Source organism: Nonomuraea fuscirosea, assembly GCF_035917475.1.
GTDB classification, from domain to species: Bacteria; Actinomycetota; Actinomycetes; order Streptosporangiales; family Streptosporangiaceae; genus Nonomuraea; species Nonomuraea fuscirosea.
In genome coordinates this window covers 11522221-11536032 of record NZ_CP109074.1, presented here as the reverse complement: position 1 = coordinate 11536032, position 13812 = coordinate 11522221, and the positions used below count along the sequence as shown (strand labels likewise).

Here is a 13812-nt window from a genome sequence, read left to right as displayed (position 1 = left end):
CGCGTCGCCTATTTGCCCAGCTCAAGTCGCCTAAGCAGGCAGATCAACCTCCGCTCTCCTAAAGCGGGTGCCGCAGGTTCGAATCCTGCCGGGGGCACTCACCTAGATCGGCATTTCAGGCCCCTGACCTGCGGTTTCACAGCCGCAGGTCTTTTGTTTTGTGGACCATGCTAGGCAGCCGACGGTGCCCGCATGCAGCCGAGAGACCATGATCAGGGGACATACACGGGATGATCTTGGAAGCGTTTCCCCAGCTCAGGGGCTAATTCCCTGCCATCCGGCCACCGGTATCCGCCACGATCATCTAGACATTGGACGAACGCCACAGGTGATCATGCCAGATGCGTGTGTCTACCAAGTACGCGTCCCAGCGCCAAGGACAGCCGTGGCTACCAAGCAGGCTGCGACCAGACCGCAGGAGCCCCGCTGAGCGACTCCCTCAAATCGAACACCAGCGCTCCTTTCTCTCCCGATGCTGACGCCGCCCCGGCATCCGGCTCTCCCTTCAGTTCCGAGTCAGCCGAAGGGCACGTCAACCGGGATCACCCATCTGGATGCCAATAACCGGGTGGGGCGGGCCATACGGCCTGTCGGAAAATTTCGTTGGCTGGTTCCGCGATGAACCTGGACGATCGCCTATCGTGATGGGGATCTCCGGATTTGAGCCGATCTTTTCGTCGGCCTTGAAGCCGCATGAGAGGAACATGGACCGGCCCTGGCCGCGCTTGCTGGCCGGCGGCTGACGGGTTCGCGATCCTAGGTTTCGTCGAGGACGGGTACCGGTTCGCCGACCGCCCCATCGTCTTGGACTTCGACGGCATTCAGATGAAGATCTGCCACTGGAAGTTCGATGAGCTGTCGATCGGCTGGCACACCATCGACACGACGGCCGCGATGAGCGGCTGGGAGTACGTCGAGCAGACGCCGGCGTGGTCCGACGCCGACGAGCGCCGTGAGCCGTTCATCGATCAGGAACTCCGCGAGGTCGCTCTGCTTGAGTGGGCCATCATCACGTCATGACCTGGCGGACGGCACCCTCGCTGAGGAGGTCGTCTTCGATACCGGTAGGTGGCCAGGCCGCAACCCGCATAAGCGACTGGAAATGTCCCGTGCTCTCGGCCGCCCGGCTCATGCCGCGGGTATAGGACCGACGGTCACCCCCAGGTGAGTACGCCCGGGCCACGCCGAATCGAAGCGCACCGAGGTGATCTTCTCGGCCAGCGTCAGCGTTGCTGCAAACCAGTCCTGAGCCCAGGCGTCGAGGCCCACACCATGATCGACGACCCAGCCCACCTCTGCCTCATCAGGGTTCACGGAATCGAGGGCCACCGGGTCAAAGGAATAAAGGACATGGCCGCGCTCGGCCCACTTGACGTAGGCATCCCCGTTGACGGTCCAGTAGACACTCAAGGCGGCTCCGTCCGAGGAGAGCCGCCGCAGCAACGCGGACGAGATTCCGCGATGGCTCGTCGGCTCCACCACCACGACCCAGTCGCCCTGCTGATCGAGCAGGATGGCGCCGTCGCGCGGGTCGTTAGGGTCGAGGTCATACCCTTCCTCGTATATGTCCTCGAAATCGGCCTCACGTGTCTGGAGCGGATCTCCGCCGAAACGGCGGACGCATTCTGATAAGGATAGGCCACCGATCCACGTGATGCAGGTTGGTTCTTCGAAGAGCAGCTGCGCCGTCGCTTCATAGACATCGAATATTTCGCTCATCATGACTCCACAAGGAGGGTGCGGCACGATCAGGCATACGCGATCGTGCCGCAACCGGATCCAAATCAGCCAGATGATCCTAACCGTCTACGGTACAGCCGTCCAGGTGGAAGAGCTCCTCCGGAGTCGGGTTGGTCGCCACATATCCGGGGGCGCCGCTCCTCGGACTGGACGTGTTTCTAGCGATCGTGTCAACCCAGAACTCGTCGGTCTCCAGCAGTCGAACCCGGTTATACCAGTGACCCAGCCTGCTGCCCGCCAGACAGTTGTCTTCTCCTTCGATCACCGCTACCGAGAAATGGTAATCTGTTTGGCTCGCGCCCTGCAGAGTCGATGCGAATGGATATTCATCGCAGCTGTCCGGATCCCAGTACTGGCGAATGAACAGCTTGCAGGTGGAGATTGCCTTCTTCCGGTTGTTGTAGGGGATCGTCCCCTTCACCTTCGCACTAGCTCTGGTCACCTTCAGACAGCCACCGTAGGTGCACCCCGGTGCCCACCATTGAAACGCACCGGGTATCTTCTTCGGTACTCCGTTCCCGGCCTTGGGAATGGTGGTCTGCGGATTGTAGAGTGCCGCCGCGATGTGCGAAGCCGATTTGGTGACGAGATCGTCATTCTCGTCGAGCATGAAGATCGGCCGGATGTGCCAGACGATGCAGCCACCTTTGTATGACTTGATCACCCGCGACGTGTCGCAGCGGAAGAGCGCGGGATTCTTCGTGGGGTGCAGGTGATAGTGACGGGACTCGAGATCGGCCTGCTGGTAATTGACCCACGGGCTGATCTTGCAGTACCTGATCTGATCTCCTGTGCCTGAGCCTGGAGCGTCGATCGTCATCTCGAAGCCATTCTCCGGGCTCGACTTCGATTCATTGATCCACTGCTCGAGAGTGGCGGTCCGGCCGTTCGGGAAGTTGGTCGTGCACCCGCTTCCACCGACTCCCAGCCCGACCGCCACCGAGCGTTCCAGGTAGTCGTCGTCCAGGGCGTCCCAGTTGTCGATCCGGACCCAGGCCTTGATCTGCCTGCTGTTGACGCCGGCCGCAGCGTCCCTGGCCGGCATTCCGCTTCCGGCAGCCTTCCAGCCGATTCCCACATAGGAGTGCATGACGACGGTGAGCTTGGCCGTGTACATGAAGACATCGCCGAGTTCGTTGTCGTCACTGTTGTCCTTCACCTCACCGATGCGCATCACCCAGCACATGTTGAAGGCGTTCTTGTAGATGGCGGCGGGGCGATTGGGGCGCTTGGCGATCTCGTCCTGACATTCCTTGTGAGACAGCCGCTGGTAGGGGAACGCCGAGCTGGCTGCCGCTGCGGTACGTGGGGCGGCGGTCGCGGACTCCCCAGCACGTGGCGCGGCGGTCGCCGTCTCTTCGGCGGGCGCGGCGAGCGTGGGGAGCGTGGACACCTCTGCAGCGGTCAGCGCCTGCTGAAAGACTACGACCTCGTCGAGGTTACCGTCCATCCGAGTACCCAGCGACAGCGCGGTTGCGGCGTTCCATGCCGCTTGCGTGACCGGCTCGGACAGGAGTGGAGCGCCGTTGAGGTAGAGCGTGGCCAAGCCGGCGGTGGCGTCGTAGACGCCGGCCAGATGGAACCACTCGTTCACTGGAGGTTCGGTCCCGGAGACGACCCCTTCAGAAGCCGCATCAGTGCTGTCGGCGCCTCTAAGGGTGAACACGAGACCGTGCTCGGGGTCGTTGCCGAAACGGAACGGCGCGACATTGTCCCCCTTCTGCTCCAGTACGGTGAAGTCGCCGTCCTTGTCACTCCATCGAAGCCAGGCAGCGATGGTGAAGCTGTCGTTCGTACGCAGCACCGGACCGGAGGTCATCGCCATGGGCCCCGAATCGCTCGATTCGGTCTCGATGCTGAAGGACTGCCATTCGGACCAGTCCGATGTGGCGGAGGTGGCGCCGTTCACCGCTCGTACGCGCCAGCGTGCCTTCCATCCGTCCACCAGCTTGCCTGCCGGGACGACAACAGTCGCCCGACCTCCGGAGGCGGTGGCAACCGAGGTCCCGGCCCAGATCTGGCCCGTTCCCTGGCTGGTCGCCGAAGGATCGTGCTCGACCTCGAACTCAGCCGTCAGGCTGGCTTCCCCGATGTCGGAGACGGTCGCCGCCAGTTGCGGAGTCACGGAACTGGTGACGATGGCACCGTTGACGTTCTGCGCGGGTGACATGGCAAGCTCTGTGGCGGTCGGCGGCTGTGCCGACCCGCTGGTGATGATGGTAAGCGTCGGCGGCGCGTTGAAGTCGGTGTCCTCCGAAGAGGTGAACGCCCGGTAGTTGTTGACGTCCGCCTCGCCGGGCGACTTGAGCACCAGCCCATGGTTGGCGGCGCCGGCGGCCCAGTCCTGGGCGATGCCGGTGACATCCCAATCCATCCTGTCCGGATAGACGGCGCAGTCGGAGTTGACGCCCTTGAAGTTGGTGGAGGCGTCCTCCGCGGTGAAGGCGGGCATGCCGTCCCAGTACAGGTTCTCCGGATCCCAGCCACCGGTAAGCCGGGCGACCTGGATGCCGCGGGCCAGCGCCGTGCCGCAGTTATGGCTGTCGACGGTGTTCATCGACAGCGTGGCGTTGGTCACCGTGCTGCCTTGCAGGCTGGGAGTGTCAAACTTCAGATGCGTCCGGGACTTGATCCAGCCGACCATGGTGCCGGCCATGATGATCGAGGTGTCCGGCAAGGCGGGTGAGTCGACCGTGTCGTGCGTGGTGACCTCCATGTCGGCGCTGACAGGCAGGGTGACCGCCGCGGCCACCCGCACCGGGTACGTGGTGCTGGCGTCGGCCAGGAACGCCTGGTCCGGCTTGACCACCAGCTCCGTACGACCGTCTTCGCTGAACACCTCTGTGCCGACCTTGCCAAGCTTGGGCAGCGGGAGCCGTCCTTCGCCGCTGCCGTCCGACACGACCGGCCGTGTCCCCGTGGCGATCAGCTTGTCGTCCTTGCCCTTGAGTAGCAGGCGGCCGTCCTTGCCCTCCGATAGGGCCAGGCCCTCGTCTTCGACTTCGATCCGCAACTCTACCGGCTTAGCGGGCCGCTGACGCAGCACCACTTCATGCCGGAACCCGGTTGACAACGCCGTCACGACCAGGTCGGCACCGGTTCCCCCAGCGTCGGCATAGGTTGCGGTATTGCGATGGATCCTCGGCTTGGGCAGCGGCGTCGGCCAACGGAGGGCGTAGCTGTGCCCGCCAGCACTCATCCTCGCGAACGGGGCATCTCCACCGGCAGAAATCTTCACCTCTACGCCTTGGGCGATTGCGCGGGGCCGCCAGGTCCCGCCGTCGTCGACCAAAGTGGTGTCGATGGGAACCCACGAGCCCTTCTTCTTCGTCCGTACTGGGCCTGTGGCGTATTCGGTTGTGAACGTCTTTCCGTCAGGAGCTGCGTAGGTGATGGACGAGTCTGTTGTTTCCTCAAGCACCGTCACGCGTTGTCCGGAACTCGCCGCCTCTCGCGCGGCTGCCGCGCGACCATCCAGGGGAGCCGGTTGATGAAGTGCAGCTACGCCCTGCTCGGCAGTCGAGTTCGACAGAGCGGTCCCGGTTTTGCCGGGCACCCACCTCGTCGTGGCACCGAGTGTGGCATCGTGTCCGCTTCCCGCGGAATCAGCGGCGGTCTGCCCGGTCCCCTCTTCGAACGACCACCGGCCCGCTGGCGTAGGCAGCGGAGTGGGAGTTGGGACGGGGGAAGGGCTCGGGTTGGGAGTGACCGGCTCCACATCGAGTGATTCCAGCCACTCTTCACGGGTCATGTCCGTTGGAACGTTGAACCCGACGGAAGAATCCTCCAGCGCGTACTCCACGGAGTTTTCGCGCACAGCGCGCGCATCCTCCTCCGTGACCTCCGGGAATGCCGGAACAGTGTCGGTGTAGTACGTTTCGGCCTTGATCTCGCTGAGCGTCGGATTGTCGTAGTACGGCAGGACGTAGCCACGAGATTTCACAACGGCAGGCTCGTACTTGATGATGAGGACGGGCCCGCGAGGCGTGAAGGGGTAGGTGTCGTAGCCGCCGTATTCGTCGGATCGGTACCAACGCCAGTTGGTGGGCACACTTTCGCTGGCAGAGGACAGTTGGACGCCGTAGTCATCGGCGCCGTCCATCCATTCCTGTGTGATGTCCTCCAGGGTGTGCCAAATCTCGCCCTCGCCTTCGGGGCAGTCCACCCCGTAGGCGCCCTTCTCACCACTCTGGCCGTTGGGAGTGACGTTGGGCTGTCCGCTGCCCCAGGTCATCGTGTTGATGTCCCAGTCGCTGGTGATGCGGCGCGCGACGATGCCGGCAGTGGCGGTATCGCTGCAGTCGTTGGTGTCGTAGTTCCACAGCCGCAGGTCGGCGTTGTCGACCGTGCCGCCCTCCAGCGGGGTGCCCTTGATGTTAAAGCGTATGTAGCCGCGCCAGGTCACCGTGCCGCTGTTTGACCGGCCCACGATGATCCGGTTGAGACCCTTGTTGCTGGCACTGCTGGGATAGCTGTGACTGACGAACGTGTCGCCGGCAATACCCGTTCCGACCCAGTCCTCCAGCGGCGCGGCCAGCGTGACCGGATAGGTGACGGCCGGATCGGCCAGGAACTCAGCGTCTGGCTTGAGCACCAGAGTGCTGTCGCCTTCTAGGCTGGTCTCGGCCTGGCTCATGTGACCGGTGGCGGGTTCGCGCATCTCGGTGGCATCCAGCACGAGCGCGGAGGCCAGGTCGGCGATCTCCTTGCCCTTACTGTCCAGCACTCCCGGCGTCTTGTCGCTGCCCTTGCCCAGTTTGAGCCCCTTGGGCAGGGTGAGCGGGACGCGGAGGTTCAGCTCCTTGGCAGGGCGTTGCCGGAGTACGATCTCGTGCCGAAATCCTGTCGAGTGAGTGCGGATGACGAGGTCAGCGCCAGCTCCATAGGCGTCGGGGTAGGTGGCAGTGTTGCCCTTGACCACCGGCTTCGGCAACATAGCCGGGACGGAGACGCTCCCCTCACCCTTGTCGCCCTTGTAGGCAACGGCGGTCTTGTCGCCGCCGAGCGATAGCGTGATGTCGCCCTTAGCGACTTTAGGCCGCAGAACGCCGTTCTCTTCGATCAGGGTCGGGTCAAGCGGCTGCCAGTCGCCATTCTTCTTCACCCGAACGGGGGCGCTGGACACCTCAGCAGTAAGCGTTTTGCCGTCGGGGTTGGCATAGTATGTACCCGTCTCAGAGCGCAGTGCCTCGATCTCGACACGCTTGTTGTCTTTCTTCGCCTGGGCGAGCTTCGCACTCGTGGGCGTGTTGGCGGCAGCCTGCTGGGGAGCGGGAGTGGGAGTAGGAGACGACATGGGCCCCTGGGCTGTCGCCGGTGCTGTCATAAGCGAGATGGGCAGTGTCAGTGCGGTGATCAGGGCAGCACGGCGGCGCGTCCGGGCAGATAAGCCGGACGCCGGTTGGCGTGGGTTCACTCACAGCCTTTCGAACAGATGTGGCAAATCTGAGCGATCATCACATGAGGTCAGACTAAAGTAAAGATCGTTTTTGTAACCGGAAAGAGCCAATCCGCGATGAATCGGCAAGGCGACCTATAGTCACTGCCATGCCGCCACTGCCAGCGAGGGGGATGCCTTGCCGCCCAGGCCTTGCACCGCGATGCCTCTGGCAGCGATCGAGGCCGGGGCGTCAGCGAGTCGAATGACCAGCGACGAGCATAATCGGCCACGCCCGCGCGCCACCCCGAAGAAGCACCAGATGGGGCACGTGCGCCCGTCATCGTAGGCAACCGAATGGTCGCCTCCAGGTAAGCGCAGCCGAGAGCACAGCACGAGTGCCCCTGAGCGGACTGCTTGGAATACCACTTCCGCGAAGACGCCCGCACGTGAAGAGCGGGACCGCCCTACAAGGTTCCGGCGGGAGTATCGCTTCCACCAGGGCAAACACCCGCCCAGCGATGGACAGTGGGGAGGTCCTTACTGAGGAGCCAATGCACGCCGAGCAACAACCACATATGGCCCATTAGTAGATAAATCGAACTCCGTTCGACTCGAGCTCTCCTAAAGCGGGTGCCGCAGGTTCGAATCCTGCCGGGGGCACTCACCTAGATCGGCTTTCCAGACCCCTGACCTGCGGTTTCTCAGCCGCAGGTCTTTTATTTTGCACCCTTGATAGGCAGCGGACGGTGCCCGCATGCAGCCGTAAGACCATGATCAGGGGACATGCGCGGGATGATCTTGATGACGTTTCCCCAGGTCAGGCCGCATTTTAGGCCGCCACGTTCCGCCGGCGCCCGCTTCCGGTCGCACGGCATGGGCATGGAGCGAACACAGCCAGCCTTGGCATCGGCATGTGACCACGGTCACACTCGCGCCGGCCTTCCTCACCATCACCCGCTCCCGCCTGCCCGACGGCGATCATCCCGGCTAGCACGACGCACCACACCGCGGCCCCGACTCCCAAATCATCCCAATCCGCCCGCCCATCAGCAAAAGTCACCCGCCTGGCGAGGCTGTTCATCCCCGCCGCCAACGCTGCCGACCACGACCTCGTATGGTCCCAGTTCCGACACCTCCACCAAACTCGAGCCCCGCTCGGCAACTACCGAAGTCGCGGCCACACCATCCCAACGAATCTACGAATGCAGCACCTGGTACAACTGAGACGCTCTACAAATTCGCCCTCTCATATCGAGAATCGTAATTTCCACATCGCGAAGCGTGATGCGCGCCTCGCTAGGCACATAGCGATACACCACATCGACCCAGAGTTGCATGATCTTCGCCGGAATGCATTAAGAGCGCTCCAATAGCACGTGCCACGATCGCATCGGGCAGGGAGAGCCTGCACGCGTGAGCTGCTGCGATACGCAGCGCAATGGACAAGGAACTCACTCAAGACATTTTCCTACCTTGACTCGGTTTGAAAACTGGCCCATGATCCTCCTGGCCGATTTCATTGACCATGTGAGGTGTGAGTGAACTACTTATCCAGCCGGGCGCGTCACGCCGGCCGTTCCATTCGCCCCCTCGCCGCCATTCTGGCAATCACATCGGCGGCTTCGATCCTCGCGACGAGCAATCCTGGACCGGCACGGGCCGACATCAGCCCGCCCACCCTGCAGCAAACCCAGTTATCCCCCAGGGCCGTCACTTTCCCCAAGCCGAATGACCCTGACGCCCCGCTCCGCGAGGCGGTCACGGAAGCCAGACGGCGTGGCAGCGCCGTCGAAGTCCTGGCGCGGGCTTCGGAGACCAGCAAAACGTGGGCACACCCGAATGGTCAGGTGACCGTCGACACGTACGCGGGGCCCGCACGCGCCGAACAAGCTGACGGCACCTGGAAGTGGGTCGATCCCTCACTCGTGGAGCGCGACGGTGTACTGGAGGCGAAGGTTCCCGCGCCCCGGGTGTCAGTCCGGTTCTCAGCGGGAGGCGAAGACAGTCCGCTGGTCTCCCTGGACGTCCCCGGCAAGGGGAAGCTGGCCCTGACCTGGCCCACCGCGCTGCCACGGCCGGTCATCAAGGGAAATTCCGCCGAATACACTGAAGCCGCAGGGCCCGGGGCCGACCTGGTGGTTGAGTCGTTCGCATCGGGATTCCGCTTCAACATACGGCTTCGCCAGCGACCGCAGTCGCCACCAACCTTCAAGCTGGCCATACAGGCAGAAGGGCTGGATCTGCGGACCGACGCAAGCGGCGCCCTGGTACTGCAGGACGCCAACGGCAAGCGCCTGGGCGTCGGCGGCAAGCCACGCATGTGGAGCGGCGATTCCCTCCATCGGCCGGCGGCCGCCCGCCAGGCCCCCGTACAGGTCGACGTCGAAGGTCGTGACGGCAAGGCGGAACTCGTCCTCAAGCCCAGCACCTCGTTCCTGGCCGCCCCCCAGACGCGGTTCCCGGTAACCGTCGACCCCAGTGTCACGCTGGGACTGCAGGCTGACACCTGGGTCGAGAACAGCGACGTCTACGGAGACTCCCAGTTCGGGGACATCCAGCTATGGGCCGGCGGCTACGCGGACCCCTTCGGAGGCGGCTATGTGGTCGACAGGACCTTCCTCACCTTCGGCACCTCCGCGATCACCGGGCGGGTGATCTCCAGCGCCACCCTGCAACTCCATCAGAACTTCCTGTCGGGATGCGGTAACGCACAGTCCGGGATCAAGGCTCAGCGGGTCACCTCGGGCTGGGACCAGTACAGCCTGAACTGGAACGCACAACCTGCCACCACGAGCACCGGAGAGGCCGTGGCCAGGGACGCCGCCGGATGCGTCGAAGGCCAGAACATGAGCTGGGCGATCCGGGACATCGCGCAAGCGTGGGCCGACGGCGCGGTCAACCATGGCCTCATGCTCCGGGGCGTGGACGAGGTGGCTTCGCGTCCCGACTACAGCCGGGTCTTCGAGTCCGCAGAGTGGGGAGGTACTGGAGCGCCCAAGTTGTCGGTGACCTACTGGCTGGCTCCGGCGCCGCCCACCGTCTCGCTCGGCAAGGTGGACGTCCTGCGCGGGAACGACGCCGTGATACACGACAGCACGGTCGGGTTGACGTATACCTCCAGCTCCGCCGGCGGCGAAGATCTCGAGTACTCCATGACGGTCGGCGAGTACGTCAACCCCATCTCCCCGCCCGCCCCCCATGTCGGCGGGTCCGGCCAGCAGGTCACCCGCGACATCGCTCTCGGCAACGCGAACAGCGTCAAACTTGCCGTCAAGGCCTGCCTTTCCGGCGTCTCGCCGCCTGTGTGTAACGCCACCCCGGCGTACCGGATCACCTCCGACGCGCCCGACAGCCCGTTGACGGCCGGGACCGATCTCAGCGATCCGGCCAATCCTGTGCTCATGGCACTGATCGCCAGGCCCTCCGGCAAGCAGGTCACCGGCAGGTTCTTCCTCTTTGACAGCACCGGTACGCCCGTGGGACCGAGTCCGATCGGGGAAGGCACGGTGGCCGATGCCTACCAGATCGCCCTGCGCCTGCCTGACGGCGTAGTGCAGGCGGGACGGACGTACACCTGGAAGATTCAGGCATGCGTGAGTGAGACCTGCAGCCCGCAGAGCGCAGGACGAAGCTTCACGGTGCCCCGCCCAGCCGTCACCACCCACGGGAACCCATCGGATCACCATCGGCAAGGACGCTCTCACGATCAGTACAGCGAAGATCGCCGCGGACGCCTGCGCAGGACAGGCCTGCCCGCTGCAGCAGAGTTCCACCATCGTCGTAGGCGGGGACGCCGGCGAACGGCGCATCGCCTGGCTGTCCGCCGACGTCGGCGCGCTTCCCGACGGAGCTCAGATCACCTCCGCGACCTTGAACCTGGGTACGCCCACCTGCGATCCCACTCCCTGCGTCAACGGCAGCAAGATATCCGCGACCACCACGGCCGAGGATGTGACCGGCACGACGACGGGCGCGGGCCTGGCTGAGATCGTCAATGGGCAGCCGCCGGTCCAGGCCACCGTCGGGCAGCCCGCGATCGATGTCACGGAAATGGCCAAGGTGTGGGACCAGCAGCCCGGGGCCGGCCAGGGGATAGCACTGCAGGCCGACCCGGGAAGCCCGATCGCGACGTTCGGTGCGCCGGGCATGGCCGCTCCGGTGCAACTGGTCATCGACTACCTGCCTGCCGTCGCCCCGGGCACCATCGGACCGGTCACCGCGAGGGGCGGAGACGGAGGCGCGTACCTATCGTGGTCGGCCCCCGCCGACGAGGGTTCCTCGGCCGGAATCTCCCAGTACGACGTCCAGGTGATCAACGGTAGCGGCGGTGTCGTCCGTACCCTGAACACAAAGGAAACCCACGCGACCGTCACCGGCCTGACCAACGGGACGGTGTACCGAGCCCAGATCCGGGCGGTGAACAGCACGGCGGCCGGCGCCTGGACGACGTCAGCCACCTTCACGCCGAGCTCCGTCCCTGGCGGCAGCCAGCAGTACATCGAGGCGGTTCGCCAGTACCAGCAGGCCAGGAACGAACTGGCGCAAGGCGACAGCACGACGGTGGAGCACGCTCTCGCCAGCAAGACGCGGGCGACACTGATCCGCGCGAGTCTCCACGCGGAGGGCGCCGACCTGATCGACCTGGCCGTCCAGTCCTCCCAGCAGGGATTCAACCGGACCAGCGTGGCTCTTACACAGGACGACGTGCTCGTCTCCTTCAACGCCGGCACCAATCAGGTCACCGTCCATGCGAACGTCAAGGAAACCGTCCGCACCACCATCGAGGCCGGCACCGCGAACGAGGAGACCAGCGACGACTCCAGCGTGCTGGCACGGGCCTTCGTGTTCGACGCGGCCACGGGCAGGACTGGGCTGCTACGTTCGCAGGCGGCGGGCGCTGACCGGCCCGAGGGCCGGGCTGGAGAGGTGAACGCCCTGCCCACGGGCACCTCGGTGCCGTCGCTGCCCGACGACGCGGTGCCCTTGCCCGTCGACCAGAACGGCTATCCGGTCGAGACGGCCGGTGCCCGGCAGAGCGAAACCGTCACGGCGGCGGTGAATCGTTCGGCCATCGCGACCTGGGCAGTCAACAACGCCCACAGCGAGCCGTACGACTTCGACAACGACTGTGCGAACTTCGCCTCCAAGGCCCTCTACCGCGGAGGTGGGGTGAAGATGGCTGTGCCGCCGGGCGCTCTCGGCGCGCTCACCAAACGTCAGGATCCCCGCTGGTGGTACCAGTCGTGGCCTCGGCGGTACTTGAGTTCCTACTCCTGGTCCGCCGCGCACAACTTCTACCTGCACTTCGTCAAGACGCGAGGGCGGGCGAGCTGGGTCAGCTCGTGGGCGAACGTCCAAGTCGGTGACCTCCTCCTGATCGACTGGCACGGCAACAACGTTTTCGGCCACGTGTCCGTAGTCAGCAAGAAATCATCGAAATCATGGAAGGGTGTGTATTACGCCCAGCATCAGCCCACGTACCAGTGGCGATCACTCGTTGATGGAATGACCGCAGGAAAGAAGAAGTACCCCAAGATGAAGGTCTACGCGATTCGCGTCAACTGGTGAGCAGGTGCGCGAGGGCGCCTGTGCCCTCGCGCACCCCTCCCTTCTGCGAGGAAAGGACACTCCCGTGAGCGCAAATCCGACCCGACGCAGGATCGGTGCCGTCCTGGGCGCCGTAGTGCTGGTGTCCGCGCTCGGAGTCTCCGTGACCTTGGTCTGCGCCACCTGCCAGGTGTACGCGTGCCGACTGTTCGCCGGGCCGGACCGGCAGGTCGCTTTGCCCGATCCGGGCGCCGCACCGGAGGCGGTCGTACATGCGTACCTGGAGGCGCTGGTCGCTCGCGATGTCGACACGATGCAGGAGTTGGCCGCCCCAGCATTCACCGAACGCGAACGATCCGTGATCGGGGCGCCGTACTGCAATTGGCAGCGCATCGAGGGACTGGTTCTTCAGCGGGCCGATGCCGGACGCGTGGAACGTCGCGAGTTTCGCGAGGTCGCTGCTGTATGGGGGAAGTTCCGGCTTTCGTCCCGCGAGCACAGCGGCCTGCCCAGAGACTCGGAAGGGAATGTGGACTGGGGTTATCTGCTGGGCAGGAATGACCCAGGCGAAAGGTGGCGCATCTTCGACTCCGGAGCCGCCCTTTGAATTCCACCCCGAAGGCCAGGACACCCCCCGGGCTACGGCTACAACTGGATGATGTTGTAGTGGTCGAGCCGGTCGACGGTCGATTTCAACTGGCCGTGCCGGCCGAGCCCCGAGCACTGCACAGTGTCCAGGCAGACAACGACGGCAAGCAGGCACAGGCGACGCAGGCGCTCGACGGCTCCGAGTAGGCGGTGGTGATGGTCGGGTCGGTCCTTGTCATCAAGGATGCGGGCCGCTTGGTAGTACGGACGCTCACTCAGCGTCAGCTGATGTTCCTGGAGCGCAGCGCCGACATGACGCAGCCGAGCAATGTGCTCGAAGCGCTGGAGCTGTGTGGGTACGGCTGATGACCCGCCGCCGACGCCAGAGCGCTCCCTGCCATCCGGCGAAGCTGACGACTGATCTGAACGGTGTCGTGTCCGGCAACGCTGTTCCAAGCCGGACAGGCAAGCCCACGCGGCCTGAGCCGCTGGCGTCTGGACCATTCGCTACCTCCCAGATATTCCACAACGCCAAGGCCACCGCCTGCTGAGCCAAC

At 64.5% G+C, this 13812-nt stretch carries 7 protein-coding genes and 1 tRNA gene; 5 read left to right on the top strand and 3 right to left on the bottom strand.

The annotated features are described in order from the left end of the window. Positions 1-28 precede the first annotated feature (28 nt). Together OIE67_RS53235 and OIE67_RS53230 are read left to right on the top strand one after the other, a co-directional pair. Positions 29-97 (top strand) — tRNA-Ser (locus tag OIE67_RS53235). Between the two features lie 707 nt (positions 98-804). Continuing rightward, positions 805-1020: a hypothetical protein gene (locus OIE67_RS53230; protein WP_326634820.1), complete on the top strand. Its 216-nt coding sequence runs from the start codon at positions 805-807 to the stop codon at positions 1018-1020. A 108-nt stretch (positions 1021-1128) separates the two neighbouring features. Here the strand turns inward: OIE67_RS53230 and OIE67_RS53225 are convergent, their stop codons facing one another. Then, positions 1129-1722, bottom strand: a complete 594-nt coding sequence (locus OIE67_RS53225) for a DUF6461 domain-containing protein (protein WP_326634819.1) — start codon at positions 1720-1722, stop codon at positions 1129-1131. A gap of 76 nt (positions 1723-1798) precedes the next feature. Continuing rightward, positions 1799-7036 carry a DNRLRE domain-containing protein gene (locus OIE67_RS53220; RefSeq protein ID WP_326634818.1) on the bottom strand — a complete coding sequence of 1746 codons (5238 nt, stop codon included), beginning with the start codon at positions 7034-7036 and terminating at the stop codon, positions 1799-1801. Between the two features lie 1622 nt (positions 7037-8658). Between OIE67_RS53220 and OIE67_RS53215 the strand changes: the two genes are divergently transcribed. The 3 genes from OIE67_RS53215 (at position 8659) to OIE67_RS53205 (ending at position 13274) form a co-directional block, all read left to right on the top strand. Further along, positions 8659-11106 (top strand): DNRLRE domain-containing protein, encoded by a 2448-nt coding sequence (locus tag OIE67_RS53215; RefSeq protein ID WP_326634817.1) that lies wholly within the window; start codon positions 8659-8661, stop codon positions 11104-11106. Then, positions 11072-12688, top strand: a complete 1617-nt coding sequence (locus OIE67_RS53210; RefSeq protein WP_326634816.1) for an amidase domain-containing protein — start codon at positions 11072-11074, stop codon at positions 12686-12688. The genes OIE67_RS53215 and OIE67_RS53210 overlap by 35 nt, the downstream gene beginning before the upstream one ends. Before the next feature lie 64 nt (positions 12689-12752). Further along, positions 12753-13274 carry a hypothetical protein gene (locus OIE67_RS53205; RefSeq protein WP_326634815.1) on the top strand — a complete coding sequence of 174 codons (522 nt, stop codon included), beginning with the start codon at positions 12753-12755 and terminating at the stop codon, positions 13272-13274. A 38-nt stretch (positions 13275-13312) separates the two neighbouring features. Here the strand turns inward: OIE67_RS53205 and OIE67_RS53200 are convergent, their stop codons facing one another. Continuing rightward, positions 13313-13759, bottom strand: a complete 447-nt coding sequence (locus OIE67_RS53200; protein ID WP_326634814.1) for a hypothetical protein — start codon at positions 13757-13759, stop codon at positions 13313-13315. Positions 13760-13812 lie beyond the last annotated feature (53 nt).